The sequence below is a fragment of the Streptomyces wuyuanensis genome (genome assembly GCF_900103455.1).
Taxonomy (GTDB): domain Bacteria; phylum Actinomycetota; class Actinomycetes; order Streptomycetales; family Streptomycetaceae; genus Streptomyces; species Streptomyces wuyuanensis.
The window spans coordinates 1-17,978 of record NZ_FNHI01000019.1; the positions used below are offsets into that span (position 1 = coordinate 1).

Here is a 17,978-nt window from a genome sequence, read left to right on the forward strand (position 1 = left end):
GACGCGTTCCTCGCTGACCTGCCCGTACTCCGCGTTGCAGAGGGCGTCGGCCTCCGCCGACATGAGCGCATCGGCGAACGTCTTCACCATCGCGCGCAGCAGATCGGGACTCGCCGAGGCGAGGTTGTCCTCGGCGAGGGCGTGCAGGGGCAGACTGTCTGGTGCGGTCATCGTGCTGATCTCCTTCGAGGCTTCGACACTTCGAAGATCAGCCGGTGGCCGTTCGTCTATGCGGGCGCCATCCCGATGCCGGAGCAAACCCCCGGATCAGGTCGAACCCGTACACCACTTCCCAGGACGCAACCCCGCCGCGCCGCCATTACTCTGATGGCAGCGGAGAATCTTCCGTTGCACATCAATGCTGCGGTCGACCTTCGGCAGACGCGTCGGAACGTGCTCCTCAAGGGAGTGGATGTCGATGCGTGTGTGGGGTCGATGATCAGTTTGGACAGCGGTGGCGGCCCGGTCCTGCTGGCGGTCAACAGCGCGGCACGGCCCTGTGCCTGGATGGAGACCACTATCGGAGCCGGTGCCCAGCGCGCGCTGAGAGGCAAGGGCGGCGTGCGCTGCACACCCCTTTCCGATGGTGTTCTGACTTTGGGAGCCGCAGAATTCACCATCACTGACATGGAGTCTCAAGGAGCGCACTGAGGAGAACCCCGTCCCGAGGAGCCCGAAGCCGCTTTGGCGCGCAGACTGGGCAAGTCGGTGCGTGCAGCGCAGGCTCCGGGCAAAATACGGTGGGTGCGGCGCAGGCTCCGGGGAAACAGCCGCCGTGCTGACGCTCGGGCAACGACGAGGATTGCCGACCGGCACGGTACAACGTCAGCAACACCCCTGAGCGCGGCGTGACTTCGCAACACCCGCTCCAGCCCGGGCCGGGCATTCCCCCGCGTAAGCCGCCCTACCTCGACAGGGCAGCTTCCCCCGGAGAACCGCGCGTCCGGCCGAGCCCCGCTCGCGAGAGTCCGCCGGGCCCGACGGGAGACCGCCCAGCGTCCGGACACTTCGACGGCGGGGCCGCGACCGGGCGCGAGACAGGGGGAGCGTGGTCCGACGGCGAGCCCGGCCTGGAGCAGGACGTCGATCTCGCCGATGGCGTCACGCCGCCCCGCCCCGTGCAGCCGATGGTTCAGGAAGTCAGCAGTCCGGACTGGGGTCCTGAACACCGCGGCATCTTCTACCAAAAGGTCTACCGCCAGTTCGGGCATACCCGCGACAACGGCCTGTTCCTTTCTGCACCGGCTCTATCCGGCCAACCTCGCAGCGTCTTCGGCCCTGCGGACAACCGAGCGTCCGGTCCGTTCCTCTCACCACCCGGGGATGCGGTTGTCGCATGTCGTCGAGCCGCGTCGCCCGCTGTCTGCTTGCTTGCCGCACAGCATCCCGGAGGACGAGGGAACGATGACCAGAACGCGTACCACCCGGCTACGGCGTCCGCTGCTCGCGGGCACCACGGCCATCGCCGCCATGGCCGTGACGGCCGGGTTCGTGGCCAACACGTCGGACTCGGCGAAGGCCGCGACGGGGCCCAACATGAGCCTCATCGCGGCGAGCACCTCGATCACGCTCACGTCGTGGAAGGAGGATCCGGGCGTCTACCTGGATCTCGGGACCTACCTCACCGCGGAGGGGATGCCGCTGGAGCTGAAGGTGACCCGGAAGTCCTACAAGGACCCGGTGGTCATCACCCAGACCGTGTACGAGGGCGGTAAGGCGAAGGCCAAAGCGCTTCCCAACGGCACCGTGAAGGACTTCTCCGGGCTGCCGGGCTTCGCGGAGATCACCATCACCGACAAGGCGGGCAAGCAGGTCCTGCGCCGTGCCGAGAGCTTCTGCCCGAACAACGCCAGTGGCCGCGTACGGCCCGACGCGCCCGCCACCTCGAAGTATCCGGAGAGCTGCCCGACCAACCCCTTCACCCTCGGTTCCGTGTGGGGTGTGGAGAAGGGCTGGGCCGCCAACACGTACGCGGGTTCCTACACCAAGCCGGTCAAGCTGGCCGCCGGCAGCTACACCGCCAAGGTCTCGGTCGCCAAGAAGTACCGCGACCTGTTCGGCATCGCGAACAAGCCCGCCACGGTGAAGGTGACCGTGGAGGAGCGCAGCTTCGAGGACGGTCGGGGCGTCGCGCCTCGGAGCGCCAGGTCCGATGAGCACGCCGGGCACCGCGCCGCCCACCAGGCTCCGCCGGCAGCAGGCGCCGCACACGCCGGCCACGGGCAGGGGCACGCCCCGACGCCCGCCCAGGCCGCCGCGCCGGTGACGAGCGGCGCGGGTCCTTCGTACAACGTCGGTCACGGGCCGTTGAAGGCCGCCCCTCCGGCTCTGCCGTGGGCACTGAAGAAGCAGCAGGCGGGGCGTTCGATGAAGGTCGGCGACACCGCGGGCCGGACGGACGGCTCGCGCAAGGCGCCCGCGCTGGGGCCGCAGTCCAAGCGGCCCACCGGCAAGCCCTCCGTCCCGAACGTCCCCAAGCCCGACCTGCGGTCGCTGCCGGCCTACGGCATCACCATCAGCGACGGCGGAGAGGACGTCCCCGGCAAGGACTACCTGGCCTTCAGCGCCAATGTGTGGAACGCCGGCCCGGCTCAGCTCGTGGTGGACGGGTTCCGCGCGCCCGGCAAGACCAAGATGGACGCCTACCAGTACTTCTACGACGCCAAGGGCAAGCAGGTCGGCTACACCCCGACCGGCACCATGGAATGGGACCCGCGGCCGGGCCATGTGCACTGGCACTTCACCGACTTCGCCAGCTACCGGCTGCTGAAGGCGGACAAGAAGGAAACCGTGCGCAGCGGCAAGGAGGCCTTCTGCCTCGCCAACACCGACGCGGTGGACTACACGGTGAAGAACGCCAACTGGCACCCGTACAACACCGATCTGGCCACCGCCTGCGGCCAGGAGAACTCGATCTCCGTCCGCGAGGTCCTGGACGTCGGCTCCGGTGACACCTACACGCAGGACCTGCCCGGCCAGTCCTTCGACATCACCGACGTGCCCAACGGCACGTACTACATCCAGGTGCTGGCGAACCCGGAGAACCGGCTGAAGGAGACCAGCACCGCCAACAACAGCGCTCTGCGGAAGGTCGTGCTGGGCGGCAAGCCGGGCAAGCGGACGGTGACGGTGCCGGCGCACGACCTGGTGAACGCGAACTGACGGTACGTCCGCAGTATCACGGCCGCTCGTGGCGTCATTGAAGGGGATCCGCCCGACGGCCGTGATCCGCCGGGCGGGTTGGGACGGTCGGCGCCCGCCGTTGTGACAGGTGATCAGCGAGGAAGGCCTCCCCATGCGCTTCACGGGGAGGCCTTCACATCCCGACTGCCCACGCCCGCCCGCGCAACCCGCCGTCAGAGCACGGCTCGTCGGTCGCGGCGCCCGTCGCGTCGTGGCCTGCACCTTCATGCTTCTTGCCGGCGTGTGACTCTCGAAGCAGGCACTCACAGCCGGCCGTGCGTCGAACGTCATCGGATGCCGCACCGTGAGCAGCCCGGGCATCTCGAGCACCTTGGTCACGGTCGGTGCTCGGCGCCCGCCCGGCCGGTGCGGCGCACTCCGGTGACCTTCGAGGCGGGGAGGCGGCCGGCCCTTGAGGTGCCCGTCAGGGTGTCCCCGTCGATCCGCACCGTGAAGGCCGGGTTCAGCCGCAAAGGCTTGGTGACGGCCTGACTCCATGTGAGGCGGTCGCCGTCGAGGACGACGTCGCCGAGGGGTACTTCCTCTCCCGCGCCGTGGGCGGTCCCGGTGAGGGCGCCTTCTCGCGCCGGAACTCGGCCACGGCCTTGATCCTGCCGATGGGCGTCGAGACGGACAGGTCCCAGGTTCCTTCTACGGACATGGCGGTTCTTTCCTCGCAGAAGCGGTGTGCGGGTCACGGGCCAGGGCGTTCGGAGGGCGGCGGGCGCGGGCCCGTGGTTGCGCCAGAGCGTGCCGCGGCGCTCGTGGGCGAACAGTGCCTCGACTGCATGGGCGATCCGGGGTCCCACCCCGCGTTCCAGCAAGTACAAGCCCAAGTCGAGGCCCGAGGTGACACCGGCACCGGTGACGAGATCGCCGTCGTCGACGACCCGGCCGTTCACCACGTGAACCCCGGCGGCGTCGAGCATGTCCAGGCCCATGTGGTGAGTGGTGGCACGGCGCCCCTCCAGCAAGCCGGCCATGGCCAGGACGAGCGAACCCCCGCACACCGCTCCGACCGTCACCTCCGGTTCGGCCATCGCCGCTCGCAGCAGCGCGGGCAGCTCCGTCGCCAGGGTGCGGCCCAGCAGCACCGGGATGAGTTCGTCCGGCCGCCACTCCCCTGCCGGCAGACGGCGGACGGCAGACGGCAGACGGCCTCAACGAGGCCGGCCTGTCGGCGCACATGCTCTGCCTGGACGAGAGCGGCCCCGGCCCCCGCGACCCGGCACAGTCCCGTCTCCAGGTCGCCCTGTGGATCCGGTACCTGCTCGACAGCGCCGCGAGCGTCGGCCAGGCCCTGGACCTGCTCGACACCTTCCGGCTGGTGCCGATCGAAATGCGGAGCTGCGCGGCCCGGTCCACGTGGCCCTGGAGGACGGCTCCGGAGACGCGGCGATCATCGAGTACCCGGCGGGTGAACGTCGGGTGCACCACGGCCGCGAGTACACGAGCATGGCGAACGCACCCGCCCGCGACGAGCAACTGCGTCTGCTGAGCAGGTGAGCCCTGCGCAGGCTCGGCCACGAGGAACCGACAGCGAACTCCACCTGCCGGGAAACGTCAACGCCCGTCGACCGCTTCCCGGCGGGCGACCCGCTTCAGCTCGCCGCTGCCGGAACCGGGCGACGGGCAGGAGGCGCATCGCACTGGCGTCCGTCCCGACGCTGACGGGCGTCGATGATCAAGCCATTGGCGAGTCGGCTCAGAAGCTCGGCCCGTCAGGCCTGCCTCCGTCGATCTCGCATGCCTGGCAGGCGGGCCTGCCGCAGATGCACTGCATGATCGCTTCGAGTACGCCTCGATCGTGGTAGAGGCATTCGTCCTTGCAGGTGTGGCGCGGGATGAACCCGGCCTCGATCTCCCCCGGCCAGGGCTCGTGGCCGTCCCGGCATCGGGCGAAGCGCTCCGGGTCGGCGGAGTGCAGCTCGTGCATCGCGCTGCGGGCCGCTTCCTCCAGCTCCCGTACCCGCGTCACCAGGGCCTTGAGCTCGGCGGCGACACCGGCATAGTGGTCGGCGCCCGTCCGCACGTGGGCGGCTCGCAGCGCCATGGCTGCGTTGCCCAGGAACCTTCCGGCGTCCTGGAGGTCGGTCACGTGATGCAGCTGGATGCCCTTCACGCCCCTGACCCATACGGCCTCGGTGCTCACAGCTTCACCTTTCCGGCGTTCACCTTGCTCTGTGGGAAGCGCTCTGCCTTTCGGTGTGCGCGGCGCCCTTGCCACCGGATTCACATAAAGGAGAGGTAGATATGAACGCTAAAGCCGTCGGATAGGTACGTCCAGGAAAGAACCAGTGAATCGACTCACAATGGGCATACGGACGCCCCTGGTCCGGCGCCCGTACGAAGCCCCGGTCGGTATGTGCCGGCCCCCATCTATCCGGCCACCGTGTACGAGTGCGCTCCCGCCCCGGCGAGCCCGCCGCCGTCGACGATGAGGTACTCCGGGCGGATCGGGCGCTCGGCGAACCAGCACTCCAGGATCTCCCGCACCCCGGCCGCGTAACGCGCCTGGGCGGAGAGTGTCGACCCCGACACGTGCGGTGTCATCGCCTCGTGCGGCATGGTCCGCCAGGGATGGTCGGGCGGGGGCGGCTGCGGATACCAGACGTCTCCCGCGTATCCGGCCAGCCGACCGCTGTCGAGGGCCCTGACCACGGCGTCCCGGTTGACGATGAGCGCGCGTGCGGTGTTGACGATGTACGCGCCGCGCTTCATCGCCCCGAGCAGCTCGTCGTCGAAGAGGTCCAGGGTCTGCGGATGCAGCGGTGTGTGGATCGACAGCACGTCGACCGAGGACGCCAGGGAGCGTGCGTCGGGGTGGTATGTCAGCTCGAGTTCCTCCTCCACTTCCTTGGGCAGACGGTGCACGTCGGAGTAGTGGAGTCTGACGTCGAACGGCTTCAGGCGGCGCAGCACGGCCTGGCCGATGCGGCCGGAGCCGAGGACGCCGACGTCCATGCCCTCGATGTCGTAGGCGCGCGAGACCGCGTCGGCGATGTTCCAGCCTTTCTTCGTGGTCACCCACTCGTGGGCGGGCATGTAGCTGTGCACCAGCGTCAGGATCTGCATCACGGCGTGCTCGGACACACTGATGCTGTTGCTGAAGGTCACTTCCGCCACGGTCATGCCGTGCGAGATGGCGCTGGGCAGGTCCACGTGGTCGGAGCCGATCCCCGCCGTGATCGCCAGCTTGAGACGGGGCGCCGCGGCGATGCGCTCGGGGGTGAGGTAGGCGGGCCAGAAGGGTTGTGAGATGACCACGTCGGTGTCGGACAGCTCGCGGTCCAGGACGGAATCCGGCCCTTCCTTGTCCGAGGTGACGACGTAGCTGTGGCCCGCCCCCTCCAGGAAGCGGCGCAGGCCGAGTTCGCCCGAGACACATCCGAGCAGCTGCCCCGGGGTGAAGTCGATCGCCTCGGGGGTCGGCGCGCTCTGCCCGCCCGGATAGCCGGTGATGGTGGGTATGTCATCGCGAGCGTACGGCGGTGGATATCCGCCAACGGGGTCGGGATACAGCACAGAAAGGATCTTCGCCATGGCCGTCCTCCATCGATCGGGCCGCAGCTCAGGTAGGAAATCCCCCGCTACTGATCGAGCATACGCCGGACACGCAGTCCGAAAACCACCGCCGGCACCGAAAACCCTCACCGGCACCTCGAGGCCGGACCGGTGCGACCCGCCTTGACAACTCTCAAGCCGAGACGTCTCCTTGAAAGAGGCAGAAAGATTCCCCGACGGGCGCCCCTCGGGGCGCGTCGGGGACGTCGAGGTTGACCAGAGTGCGCCGGCATCCGGAGGCGACTTGATGGCAACCTATGAATACTCATGCAGCCTTTGCGGGCCTTTCGACGTCAAACTGGCCATCGGTACGGCACCGCAGACCTACGGCTGCCCTGTTTGCTCGGCCGTGGCCAGACGCGTCTTCTCGGCCCCTGCCCTTTCCGTGATGCCACACGGGGTCGCCTCCCTGCACGAACGGGAGGAGAAGTCCCGTGAGGCTCCGGCAGTCGTCTCCGAGGTGCCGTCGGGCAAGCGCCCGCAGCCGCGGCCCCACCCGGCACTCTCGCGGCTGCCGCGACCCTAGGGCGGTGATCGGCTGCACAGAGCCTCTCGGGTTTCTCGTGCGGGTTCCGGCGCCGGAACGCGGACGCCGGTCCCGTCGTGGCGGTATTCCGTAGCGCCACGAGCGTCATGACGGTATTCCGTCCCCACGCGGACTTAGGAGGTGCGTCCCCGTGGGAAACGTGGGACTGCTCTTCGTCGGTGCCGTGCTCTTCATCAACGGACTGCTGTTGCTGGGGAAGGTCGACGCCAAGGCCGGGGCGGTGTTCAACCTCTTCGTGGGCGCACTGCAGGTGCTGACACCGACCTATCTCATCTTCATCGCCGCCGGCAACCCGGCCCTAATTCTGGCGGCATCCGGCATCTACTTGTTCGGATTCACGTACCTCTATGTGGGAATCGGCCTGCTCACCGGTCTCGACAGCAGCGGAGTCGGCTACTACTCCCTCTTCGTGGCAATCGTTGCCCTGGGGTACTCGTTCGTCAATTTCCGCCTCTTCAGGGACTACCCGTTCGGGGTCATCTGGCTCTACTGGGCATTCCTGTGGTTCCTGTTCTTCCTGCTGCTCGGCCTCAAGATTTCCCACCTGACCACCTACGTGGGCTGGGTGACGGCCATCCAGGGCTGGGTCACCGGCGTCATCCCCGCCTTCCTGCTGCTCTCGGGCTACTGGAGGCACCCCGTCGAGACCGCCATCGCCCTGGCGGTCTTCGGAGTCGTGGTGTTCGGGGCGCTCTGGCCGCTCACCAGGCGACGGCGTCCGGCCACCGCCTCGTCGGACGCAGCAGCCGAAAGCACGGGCTCAACGTCCTGAACGTCCGGACCTGATCAGAAATGAGAGACCGACATGCCTGAAGTCATTTTCAGTGTGGACCAAACGAAGTCGATGCGTGATCAGGACACTCCTGGGCACAACAGGTGGCACCCGGACGTCCCCACCGCCACCATGGTGAAGCCCGGAGCCGAGTTCCGTATGGAATGCCGTGACTGGACCGACTGCCAGGTAGGCAACAACGACTCCGCGAACGACGTACGCGACATCGACCTGACCATCCCCCACATGCTCAGCGGCCCGATAGGCGTCGAGGGGGCCGAACCGGGCGACCTGCTCGTCGTCGACATACTCGACCTCGGCCCCGTGCCACAGCAGTCCGGGGACTCGGCGGGCCAGGGCTGGGGCTACACCGGCATCTTCGCCAAGGCCAACGGCGGCGGCTTCCTGACCGACTACTTCCCCGACGCCTACAAGGCGATCTGGGACTTCCACGGCCAGCAGGCAGTCTCCCGCCATCTGCCCGGGATCCGCTTCACCGGCATCACCCACCCCGGGCTCTTCGGAACGGCTCCTTCGGCGGAGCTGCTGGCGCGGTGGAACGCCCGCGAGAAGGCACTGATCGACACGGACCCGGACCGGGTGCCGCCCCTCGCCGTACCCCCGGACGCCTCCCACGCCCTCGCCGGCACGGCCACCGGGGATCTCGCCCAGCGCATCGCCGCGGAAGGAGCGCGCACGGTGCCGGCCCGTGAGAACGGAGGAAACCACGACATCAAGAACTTCACGCGGGGTTCGCGGGTGTTCTACCCCGTGCACGTGAAGGACGCCAAACTCTCCGGCGGAGACCTGCACTTCAGCCAGGGCGACGGAGAGATCACGTTCTGCGGCGCCATCGAGATGGGTGGCTTCATCGACTTCCACGTCGACTTGATCAAGGGCGGAATGGAGACCTACGGGATCTCCACCAACCCTGTGTTCATGCCCGGAAACGTCGAGCCGCGCTACTCGGAGTTCCTCACGTTCATCGGAATCTCCGTCGACCACGACACGGACACGAACTACTACCTGGACGCGACGCTGGCCTACCGCCGCGCCTGCCTGAACGCCGTCGAGTACTTCAGGAGGTTCGGCTACAGCGGTGAGCAGGCGTACCTCCTGCTCGGCTCCGCGCCCGTCGAGGGACGTATCAGCGGCATCGTCGACATCCCGAACGCGTGCTGCTCGCTGTACGTGCCGACCGCCATCTTCGACTTCGACGTGCGGCCGTCTCCCTCCGGACCGATGAAGGCCGATCGCGGCCAGGCCGCGCTGACCAGCACCTGACCGGACAGCCACGGTCCCCGGCCACGGCCCCGCAGACCCCGCCTGCGGGGCCGTGAGCATGGGCCCGGCGTCCGTGCGCGACGCCCCGGTCGAATCTCTCCCGTGCGGATCCGTCAAGCCGGCGGGCCTGACCCGCGGTCGTTGGACGGGCAGTGCGTCGCCACCGCTGAACCGCCATGGCTTCCGAGCTCGCCGACACACACGCCAAGGCCGGGCAGCCGGAGCAAATCCGGCGACCCGGCCTGCGCAGATCAGGACTTGGGCATCAGGACCGTGTCGACGATGTACACGGTGGCGTTGGCCGTGGGGACGTTGCCGCAAACCACCTTGGAGTTGTCGTTGACGGTGTAGCTCTGGCCGGAGCCCCTGGTGGTGAGGGCGGACTTCTGGAGGGTGTCGTAGGTGCCGGTGCCGAGTTGCTGCGGGGTGAGCCTCTCACCGACGACGTGGTAGGTGAGGATCTCGGTGAGCATCTGCTTGTCGGCGAGGACCTTGTCCAGGTCGGCCTTGGGAATCTTGGCGAAGGCGTCGTTGGTGGGGGCGAAGACGGTGATGTTCTCGGCGTTGTTCAGAGTGTCCACCAGGCCCGCCTTCTTCACGGCGGCGACGAGGGTCGACAGTGCGGGGTTGTTGGAGGCGGCTGTGGCGACGGGGTCCTTGGCCATGCCGTCGAAGGAGCCGGCTCCTTCCTTCGGCACGGAAGCGCAGGCCGGACCGAAGGGGCCGGCCGCGGGTGCGGCCTCGTCCACAGCGGGCGTCGACTGCTCCTCGGCCGGGGCCGAGGTGGCGGCCTTGTCCGCGGCCGCGTCGGAGCCGCTGTCGCCACCGCCGCAGGCGCTCAGGGTGAGCGGCAGAACGGCGGCCGCGGTGACGGCGACGGCGGTACGACGGAAGCGCAGGGCATGCATCTCTGTCTCCTTGGGTGTTCTCATGGCTACCTGACGTGATGGTCAAGTGGTGTGAGGGCCTGCCGCACAGCGCGGCGAGGCAGGCGGTGGTCTAGCCGACGCTGACGAGCACGGAGTGCCGGCCGCTCGCACCGTCGGGCGCCGTCCGGGTTCGCATCTCCGTCTGCGTCTCTCCGGTGCGGTCGGTCGCGCGGACGGTCAAAGTGTGGCTTCCGGGGGTGGCGTTCCAGGGGAAGGACCACTGGCGCCAGGTGTCGGTGGTGTGTTCGGCCGCGAGGGCGGCGGGCTTCCAGGGGCCGTCGTCGACGCGGATCTCCACGCTGTCGATGCCTCGGTGCTGGGCCCAGGCGACTCCGGCGACCATGACGGTTCCGGGTTTCGGCCGGGCGAACGGTTTGGGGGTGTCGATGCGGGACTGGGTCTTGACCGGAGCCTTGGGGGCCCAGTTGCGCCTCACCCAGTAGGCGTCGTAGTCGGCGAAGGTGGTGAGTTCGATGTCCTCGATCCACTTGCAGGCGGACACGTACCCGTAGAGCCCGAATACCACCATGCGGACCGGGAAGCCGTGGTCGAACGGGAGGGGCCGGCCGTTCATGCCGACCGCGAGGATCGCGTCGCGACCGTCCATGACGTCCTCCACCGGAGTTCCCAGTGTCATGCCGTCGACGGACCGGGACACCAACTGGTCGGCGGGACCGCCGCGTGACGGGGGCTTCACTCCCGCCTCCTGCAGGAGAGAGGCGAGCCGTACGCCCGTCCAGCGCGCGTTTCCCACGTAAGGGCCGCCGACCTCGTTGGAGACACAGGTCAACGTAATGTCTCGCTCGATCAGTTCACGCTCGAGCAGGTCCTCGAAGGACAGCGTGAGCGGACGGCGCACGCCATTGCCGTGGAGCCGCAGACGCCAGGTCGTCGCGTCCACTTTCGGAACCACCAGGGCCGTGTCGACCCGGTAGAAGTCCTTGTTCGGAGTGATGAACGGCTTCAGGCCCGGGACCTTCAGCACCGCACCGGAAGGTACGGGTCGGGCCGGGGAACCGGAAGCAGGCAGACGGACCGCCGCCCGGGACCTCAGGGCGCTGCCGCTTCGGGCGGAGGCGAGTTCACGTCCCAGCACGGTTGCCCCGGCCGAGGCGGCGGCAGCGGCGGAGGCGGCGATGAGGAATCCCCGGCGGTCCCAGTCCCCGGCCCCGGCAGGGGTGCCGGGCGCGCTGTCGCAGCTCACTGCCAGTCGGCCCGCCAGCAGATACAGCAGCGCGGACGCGGCGAGCGCCCCCACCACAGACGGCAGCGCGTCCGCCCAGGACGCCGAATCCGGTCGTCCGAGCGCGGCCGCGGCACCCGTCACGCCGAACAGCAGCGACCCGAACACGGCCGTCCTCCGGTGCCGGAGTGCCAGTAGGCCGTGTACGACGGCGAACACCGACAGCACCATCACGATGCAGAGTTGCAGAACCAACTTGTCGCTGGTCCCGAACTGACGGACAGCCCAGTCCTTCACCGGCGCCGGGGTGGCGTCGACGACCCAACCACCTACCGCCTTCACCGGGCCTGCCTCCGGCCTGACCGCGGCCCCTGCGAGTTCCGCCACTGCCAACGCCCCGAAAGCAGCCAGCAAACCACTGGCACAGGCCAGGAGCCGACGGCTCACGGAAGAAGCACTCTCGATCGTCACACCGGGAATTCGGCACGCCCGCCGCATCCGGATTGGTCCGCCATGCGAATGGATGAACGGGGGCGGACTTCGTTGACACAGGACCAGTGCATCCACTCCCCCACGGGAGGACCCGAGCCATCCATCGGTGCGGGCAGCCGGTGCACGGTTCGTGGGTCATCGGGTGATGCGGAGAGACCGGACGCTGACCGGACCCGCGGGCCCGGCGGTCCGGACGCGAACCCGGATTGAACGCTGCCGATCGGGACAACGGCGTACGGCGCGCTCCGGTACCGGATTCCTCGCGCGCCAATCCGCATGGCGCTCAGCAGCGAATGGCTGAAGAGGGCTGCTTCGCCCTGATTCGTTGAGGAGATTCATGCCTGTCCCACGACCCGCCCGGCCCATCGCGGCCGCCGCCGAACACGGTCCGTCAGCGGACGCTCTCCTCGTCCAGGTCGCGCGCGGCGATCAGGACGCTTTCGGTGAGCTCTACGACCTGGTCAGTGGTGCGGTGTTCGGCACCATCCGCGGTGTTCTACGCGACCCCGCCCAGTCGGAGGAGGTGATGCAGGAGGTGATGATCCAGGTCTGGCGTACGGCTCCCAGGTTCCAGGCCGACAAGGGCAGCGGAATGAACTGGGTGCTGACGCTGGCGCACCGTCGCGCGGTGGACCGCGTCCGCTCGGAGCAGGCAACCGTCGACCGCGACCACAAGGCGGCGCTCCTCGACAGCACACCCGCCTACGACCACGTCACCGAGCAGGTCGAGGCGCGTCTCGAGCGCCAGCAGGTGCGGCGCTGTCTGCGGTTCCTCACCCAGCTCCAGCGGGAGGCTGTCACCCTCGCCTACTACCGGGGCCTGACCTACCGAGAGGTGGCGGAACTTCTCGGAGTGCCACTCGGCACCGTCAAGACTCGGCTTCGTGACGGGCTCATCCGGCTCCGCGACTGCATGGGGGTAGAGGCATGATGCGCCGCGCAGACAGCGCCGGCCTGCACACGGCGACCGGCGCGTACGCCCTGCACGCACTGCCCGACAACGAACGCGGCAGCTTCGAACGGCACCTCGTGGACTGCGGCGCATGCGCTCAGGAAGTCCGTGAGTTGCAAGCGACGGCCGTCCGGCTCGGTCTGGCCGCGACCGTACGGCCGGCTCCCGAAGTGCGGAACCGGGTCGTGGAGCGGATCCGGCACATCCGGCAGGAACCGCCACCGGTGGCCCAGTACCGGACACACCGGCTCCGCCGTCTCCCCCGTTTCGTCCTTGCGGCCGCCATCGCCGTCGGCGTCGCGGGCGGTGTTGCGTTCTGGCAGTACCGGGAAGCCGGCGACGCCCTCGCCGGGGCGGAACACGCACAGGCCGGGGTCGCCGAGGTCTCCCGAGTGCTGACGGCTTCGGACGCTACCTACACCAGCGGTAGGACGAAGGACGGTGCACGGACGACCGTGGTCGTCTCGCGAGAACGCGACCAGGCGGTACTGCTCGCCTCCGGCCTCCCGGCGCTGCCGAAAGGCAAGGTCTACCAGCTCTGGTTCGACGACGCCGGAACCATGCGCGATGCGGGCCTGCTCGACGGTGACACACGAACCCACACCGTCCTCATGCACGGTCCTGCCCGTGCCGCGTCCGGCATCGGCATCACCGTCGAGCCTTCCGGCGGCTCGGCCGCGCCGACGAGCGCACCCCTGATGCTCATGGAACTCCCCGCCTGACGGAACGCGGCAACCACCGGCCCCGCCCGCACCTCCGTCCGCTGGGCACCTGCCCATCTGCTCGAGGAGACCGGCCGCCACTACGGCCACGCCGACATCCTCGGCGAACTGATGGTCGATCAGCCGGACGCTGCCCCCGGCGAAAGCAGACGACAGTTCCGTCATGGCCAACGAGCGCGGTCCGTCAGGCTCGAGTGGTTGACCTGGTGACATACGTGCGCACGGAGTCGGGAAGCTCCCGGCCCGTCACGGCGGTCCACGTGTGGGTCAGGGCGTCGAGGCCGAGCGCGGCGGTGAGGCGGCGCAGGTGGTCCGCCCCCGGGCCCGTGCCCGGGTTGGGGAAGTCGTCGAACTGTGTCACGCAGCGCACGACGTGCTCCAGCGCGGCGGGCAGGTCGCCCTGGCGCTGGGCGAGTGAGCCGAGCGCGCCGTGGCTGGTCGCCGTGCCGGGCCTGTTGCCGGCCTCCTCGAAGTCGGCGAGGGCCTGCCGGTACCACGATTCGGCCTCTGCGTAGCGGGAGCGTGCCTCGGCGAGCCGTCCCAGTGCGTGGTGTGTCGTGCCGAGCGAGGAACGGTCGGCGATGGCGGTGAAGGCGGGGAGGCTGCGCAGGAGCCATCCTTCCGCCTCGTCCCAGCGCTCCCGCAGGTGCGCGAGTTCGCCGAGGAGGTAGTCGATTCGGGCCGCGCCGACGGCGTCGCCCAGCTTCTCCCGGGTGACGAGGGCGTCGCGGTACAACCGCTCGGCCGTGTCCAGGTCTCCCCGGTAGTGGGCGACTTCGCCGAGCGCGAGCGTCACCGCCGCCTGGCCCGGGACGTCCTGGAGCGCCCGGAGCGTTCCCAGCGCCACGCGGTAGTGCCGCTCGGCGTCGTCCCAGCGCCGCCGCATCCACGCGACCCAGCCGAGCTTCTGTCGCGCGGTCGCGGTGCCGCCCTGGTCCTTCACGGCTTCGCATTCGGCGCGGCTCTGCTCGTACCAGCGGTCGGCCGCGTCCCATTGGCCTTCCGCGAGCGCGAGGTCACCGAAGCCGAGGCAGATGGCGGCCACGCCCTGCCGGTAGCCGAGGTCGCGGGCGGCCGTGAGCGCTTGGTCCAGCCACGCCCTTGCCTCGGCGAGGCGTCCCGTCTGCATGTAGACCCTGCCCAGTTGGGAGGCGACGACGGCGCTTTGGCGCCGCCGCCGCTCGTCGTCGGGCTGGTCGAGCAGCAGGGCGTGGGCCTTGTGGTAGGTGCTCTCGGCGGTGGCGAAGTCGGCGAGGGGCGAGGCGGTCAGCTCGGCGGTGACGAACAGCAGCCAGAGACTGCTGCCTTGCTCGGTCGTCCTCGGCGGGTTGCCCTCGTCGTCCTCGACGGCCAGCTGGACCCGATCGGTCCAGCGGCGCAGCTCCTCGGTGCGGCCGGTGCGCGTCCATTCGGAGTGCAGCAGGAGTCCGAGGTGGCCGGCGGCCTGCCACCACCCTTCGTCGAGGGCTTCGCGGAGCGCGTGGGTGAGGTTGGCGGTGTGGAGCTCCGCGACCGCGGTCCCGATCTCCGCGTTGCCCGACACGATCTGTGTGTACGTCCAGGCCGCCAGTCTCGTCATGGCGTAGACGAAGGAATGCCGTGCGGCGCACAGCTCCGCGTCGAAGTCGGCGCCCTCGTCGGCCGCGTCTGCCTGCCACTGGTCGCGGAAGTGGGCCGGCAACGCGGGGTGCAGCCGGTACACGGCGCCCCCGACTTCGACGAGCAGCCCTGCGCGCGCGGCCTCCTCGAGCGCCGCGCTCCACTGTTCGTGCGGGGTCGCGCGGAAGCGCTCGGGGGCGCCGCTCTCCTCCGACAGCAGGGCCAGCACGTCCGCGTCGGCGACGGCGTGGCACAGGGCGGTCGCGGCGAGGAGCCCGCGAGTGCGGGGTGTGAGCCGGGCGGTCGAGTAGGCGAGGCTCGCGGCCAGCGAACCGGTGCGGCCCGTGCCGTATCCGGTGGGCAGCGGGGTGGTGCCGCGCAGCCCGGCGAGGAGGACGTCGGCGTCGGTGTTGTCCAGGTGCGGCAGGACGAGGCGCATGGTCAGGGGGTGCCCGTCGAGCCACCTGAGCAGTTCGGCGAAGGCGGGCGCTGCACGGCGGGGCAGTGCGTTGGGGTAGGGCGCCAGCAGGTCGTCGGTGTAGGCGGAGCTCTCCTCGGGGGACAGGCCGGTGAGCTCGATCCGGCGCAGCTCACCGAGGCGGCTTTCCGGGGTACGGCTCGTCATCAGCACCGCGCTCGCGCCGAGGTCGCCGAGGAAGCCTGCGATCGCGGCAAGGTCGTCGTCGTCCAGCGCCTCGACGTTGTCCCAGACAAGCAGCAGCCGTTCGCGGTGCAGCAGGTCCCGGACCATGGTGCGCCGCCGGGTCTCGTCCGCCGCGGCGAAGGGCTGGCCGAGGACGCTCATCCCGATGCCCGCAACCACCGCTGCCGCCCCGAAGGCAGGCAGTCCGGGGTCGAAGGTGTGCCATACGACGTGTTCGGGCGCCCGGACGCCTCCCGTGTCGCGCCACCAGCGGCCGAAGGCCTTCGCCAGTTCGGACTTCCCTGTACCGGCCGGACCGTGCAGCAAGGTCACCGGGCAGGCGGCGATCGAGGCTTCCAACTGGTGGAATTCGTGGTCGCGGCCGACGAACGTTCCCACCCCGGCGAGCGGATCGCGGACGGCGGGCCGCGCGACGGGGGACGCGAAACGGGGGAAGCGCACGTCCGCGCGGGCGTAGTGCACCGGTATGAGCCAGTCCTGCAAGGGGATGTGTCCCGTGGGGCCGGGACGGTCCGGGTGGCGCGACATCCTGGCGCGTCCGGCGACGACCGCGTCGGACACGCTGCCGCCCGCGAAGAGGTTCGCGTAGAAGGCGGTCATGAAGTGCGTGGCGGCGACCGCGTACACGGTGTAGGCCATGGCCACGACGGCGACGACGCCGTCCGCGATGAGCCTGGTCGCGATCGCGGTCTCCAGGGCGGCGCCCACGGCACCCGACTGGCACGCGTTGAGCACGACGACCGGGACCCTGGCGTCGGCCAGTACCCGGGCCACCTGGGAGGCGCGGACGCGTTCGGCGCCCACGCCTGGTTTCTCGAACAGGAGCATGGCCTCGTCGCCGAGTTCGCCGTGGCAGTCCAAGTGGACCACCTGGAAGGGCCGTCCCTGTTCAGAGGCCGCGGCGAGCGCGTCGGCGAGGCCGTCCAGCGTCGGCGGCCGTACCACGACGACCTCCACGGTGTCGTTGTCGACGGCGGCGAGCATGGGCCGGGCGATCGCACGGAAGGCCACGTCGCGGGCCCCGGACGGCCGGGAGATCATCATCAGCACCCGCGGCCGCTTCCCGGTCACGGCGAAGCCGGGTATGTCGTCGGGGGTGTCGAGCACCCGGGTGAACCGCACACCGTCCAGCGCGAGCGGGGTCGGGCGCGCCGGGTCCGTGATCAGCTCCCACGGCAGGCGCAGCCACGCTGGGTGGCTGGAGCGCAGTTCCATGACGGGCGCCTGCGTCATACGCCACGTCCGGTAGGCGTCGGGCACGTCGCCGAAGGCCGCTGCGAACATCCGGCGGCCCCAGCCGGTCAGTTCGGCGGCGATCCGCCTGCCCCGTTCGGCGTACTCGCCGAACGGGACCTGCGGGTAGTCTTCCAGGTACCAGCGCAGGTCGGCAGGTCCGGTGTCACCAAGCAGGGCGAGGTCGTCTCCGGCGGACGTGACGACGGCGCGCCCGGGTTCAGGGAAGCTGACCCGCGCCACTCTGTCCCCGGTCGCCCTCCTGGCCGGTGTCCTCGCGCACGATCTGCTCCACCACCGCCTCGATGACGGCGTCCCGCTCCGCGGCGGACACCGTCCCGTCGCCGGCCAGCTCGATCCGGATGCGCCGTGTGACGACCTCGCGGCGCCGCTCGGCGCCCCGGCTGCGCAGGTCCTGGACGATGACCCAGCCCGAGGTGGCCGCGGTGACGATGAGCGACGTGAGCGATATGAGGTCCAGGTAGCGGTGTGTCCCGCCGTCCGGTGAGCGGAGCCGCGCGAGGACGTCCGCGCGCAGGCTGTCCCCGCCGCCGACACGCTCCACGGCCGCGAGTGCGGCTCGCTCTACGGCCTCCAACGGGATCTCAGTCATCGATCACGTCCCCCTCCCCTGCCCAAGCTGTGACAACGGGACCATATCCGGGCCCGGCGGTCGAACGCGCGGCGTTTGCGAGATTCCGGACAGGCTTCACAGACGAACGCTGCCTGTGCAGCGCGTGCGAGGTACAGAGATCGAAATGCCCTCTGGCTGCTCACCGGAGTCGACAACCGCGAGCTGACAAGAGGGCCCGCTTTCACACTCTGGTTCCGGCCAACTCATCGGCTCCAGCGCC

At 69.6% G+C, this 17,978-nt stretch carries 15 protein-coding genes and 4 pseudogenes; 10 read left to right on the forward strand and 9 right to left on the reverse strand.

Annotated features, from left to right (window positions below):
* Positions 1-171: transposase (locus BLT82_RS38110; RefSeq protein ID WP_244529598.1), on the reverse strand; the 171-nt coding region annotated here is incomplete at its 3' end.
* A 156-nt stretch (positions 172-327) separates the two neighbouring features.
* Here BLT82_RS38110 and BLT82_RS25170 point away from each other — a divergent pair.
* Positions 328-651 (forward strand): molybdenum cofactor biosysynthesis protein, encoded by a 324-nt coding sequence (locus BLT82_RS25170; RefSeq protein ID WP_342029424.1) that lies wholly within the window; start codon positions 328-330, stop codon positions 649-651.
* Positions 652-1,404: 753 nt separating this feature from the next.
* Entirely contained in the window at positions 1,405-3,162 is a 1,758-nt protein-coding gene (locus BLT82_RS25175; RefSeq protein ID WP_093658714.1) for a lysyl oxidase family protein, read from the forward strand.
* Positions 3,163-3,518: 356 nt separating this feature from the next.
* On the opposite strand, the pseudogene BLT82_RS25180 reads toward BLT82_RS25175, so the two are convergent.
* Positions 3,519-3,844: pseudogene (locus tag BLT82_RS25180) on the reverse strand (hypothetical protein).
* A 58-nt stretch (positions 3,845-3,902) separates the two neighbouring features.
* Positions 3,903-4,307, reverse strand: a pseudogene (locus BLT82_RS25185) (DJ-1/PfpI family protein); the annotation flags it as partial.
* Positions 4,308-4,369: 62 nt separating this feature from the next.
* Between BLT82_RS25185 and BLT82_RS38850 the strand changes: the two are divergent.
* Both BLT82_RS38850 and BLT82_RS38115 read left to right on the forward strand, forming a co-directional pair.
* Positions 4,370-4,498 (forward strand): annotated as a pseudogene (locus BLT82_RS38850) (linear amide C-N hydrolase); the annotation flags it as partial.
* A gap of 50 nt (positions 4,499-4,548) precedes the next feature.
* Entirely contained in the window at positions 4,549-4,689 is a 141-nt protein-coding gene (locus tag BLT82_RS38115; protein ID WP_244529579.1) for a hypothetical protein, read from the forward strand.
* A 199-nt stretch (positions 4,690-4,888) separates the two neighbouring features.
* Here BLT82_RS38115 and BLT82_RS25190 read toward each other — a convergent pair whose 3' ends face one another.
* Together BLT82_RS25190 and BLT82_RS25195 are read right to left on the reverse strand one after the other, a co-directional pair.
* Positions 4,889-5,335, reverse strand: a complete 447-nt coding sequence (locus tag BLT82_RS25190) for a hypothetical protein (RefSeq protein WP_093658716.1) — start codon at positions 5,333-5,335, stop codon at positions 4,889-4,891.
* 227 nt (positions 5,336-5,562) lie between these two features.
* The gene (locus BLT82_RS25195) at positions 5,563-6,726 is read right to left on the reverse strand and encodes an NAD-dependent formate dehydrogenase (protein ID WP_093658718.1); all 1,164 of its coding nucleotides are present in this window, start codon (positions 6,724-6,726) and stop codon (positions 5,563-5,565) included.
* Between the two features lie 268 nt (positions 6,727-6,994).
* On the opposite strand from BLT82_RS25195, the gene BLT82_RS38855 reads away from it, so the two are divergent.
* The 3 genes from BLT82_RS38855 to fmdA all read left to right on the forward strand — a co-directional run bounded on the left by BLT82_RS38855 (position 6,995) and on the right by fmdA (position 9,350).
* Complete coding sequence (locus tag BLT82_RS38855) at positions 6,995-7,273, forward strand: FmdB family zinc ribbon protein (protein WP_093658720.1); 279 nt, start codon at positions 6,995-6,997, stop codon at positions 7,271-7,273.
* Positions 7,274-7,424: 151 nt separating this feature from the next.
* Positions 7,425-8,066: an AmiS/UreI family transporter gene (locus BLT82_RS25205; protein WP_093658722.1), complete on the forward strand. Its 642-nt coding sequence runs from the start codon at positions 7,425-7,427 to the stop codon at positions 8,064-8,066.
* Positions 8,067-8,099: 33 nt separating this feature from the next.
* Positions 8,100-9,350 (forward strand): formamidase, encoded by a 1,251-nt coding sequence (fmdA, locus tag BLT82_RS25210; RefSeq protein WP_093658724.1) that lies wholly within the window; start codon positions 8,100-8,102, stop codon positions 9,348-9,350.
* 251 nt (positions 9,351-9,601) lie between these two features.
* Here fmdA and BLT82_RS25215 read toward each other — a convergent pair whose 3' ends face one another.
* Positions 9,602-10,258: a fasciclin domain-containing protein gene (locus tag BLT82_RS25215; RefSeq protein WP_093658726.1), complete on the reverse strand. Its 657-nt coding sequence runs from the start codon at positions 10,256-10,258 to the stop codon at positions 9,602-9,604.
* Positions 10,259-10,349: 91 nt separating this feature from the next.
* Positions 10,350-11,960 (reverse strand): molybdopterin-dependent oxidoreductase, encoded by a 1,611-nt coding sequence (locus BLT82_RS25220; protein WP_093658728.1) that lies wholly within the window; start codon positions 11,958-11,960, stop codon positions 10,350-10,352.
* A 331-nt stretch (positions 11,961-12,291) separates the two neighbouring features.
* Between BLT82_RS25220 and BLT82_RS25225 the strand changes: the two genes are divergently transcribed.
* From BLT82_RS25225 to BLT82_RS38120, 3 genes and pseudogenes are all read left to right on the forward strand, one after another.
* Entirely contained in the window at positions 12,292-12,885 is a 594-nt protein-coding gene (locus BLT82_RS25225; protein WP_093658730.1) for a sigma-70 family RNA polymerase sigma factor, read from the forward strand.
* Positions 12,882-13,628 carry an anti-sigma factor gene (locus BLT82_RS25230; RefSeq protein WP_244529580.1) on the forward strand — a complete coding sequence of 249 codons (747 nt, stop codon included), beginning with the start codon at positions 12,882-12,884 and terminating at the stop codon, positions 13,626-13,628. The genes BLT82_RS25225 and BLT82_RS25230 overlap by 4 nt, the downstream gene beginning before the upstream one ends.
* A 27-nt stretch (positions 13,629-13,655) precedes the next feature.
* Positions 13,656-13,742 (forward strand): annotated as a pseudogene (locus tag BLT82_RS38120) (mycothiol transferase); the annotation flags it as partial.
* Between the two features lie 70 nt (positions 13,743-13,812).
* Here BLT82_RS38120 and BLT82_RS25240 read toward each other — a convergent pair.
* Complete coding sequence (locus tag BLT82_RS25240; RefSeq protein ID WP_093658734.1) at positions 13,813-17,367, reverse strand: tetratricopeptide repeat protein; 3,555 nt, start codon at positions 17,365-17,367, stop codon at positions 13,813-13,815.
* The gene (locus BLT82_RS25245; protein ID WP_093658736.1) at positions 17,345-17,737 is read right to left on the reverse strand and encodes a hypothetical protein; all 393 of its coding nucleotides are present in this window, start codon (positions 17,735-17,737) and stop codon (positions 17,345-17,347) included. Before BLT82_RS25245 ends, BLT82_RS25240 begins: the two co-directional genes overlap by 23 nt.
* Positions 17,738-17,978 lie beyond the last annotated feature (241 nt).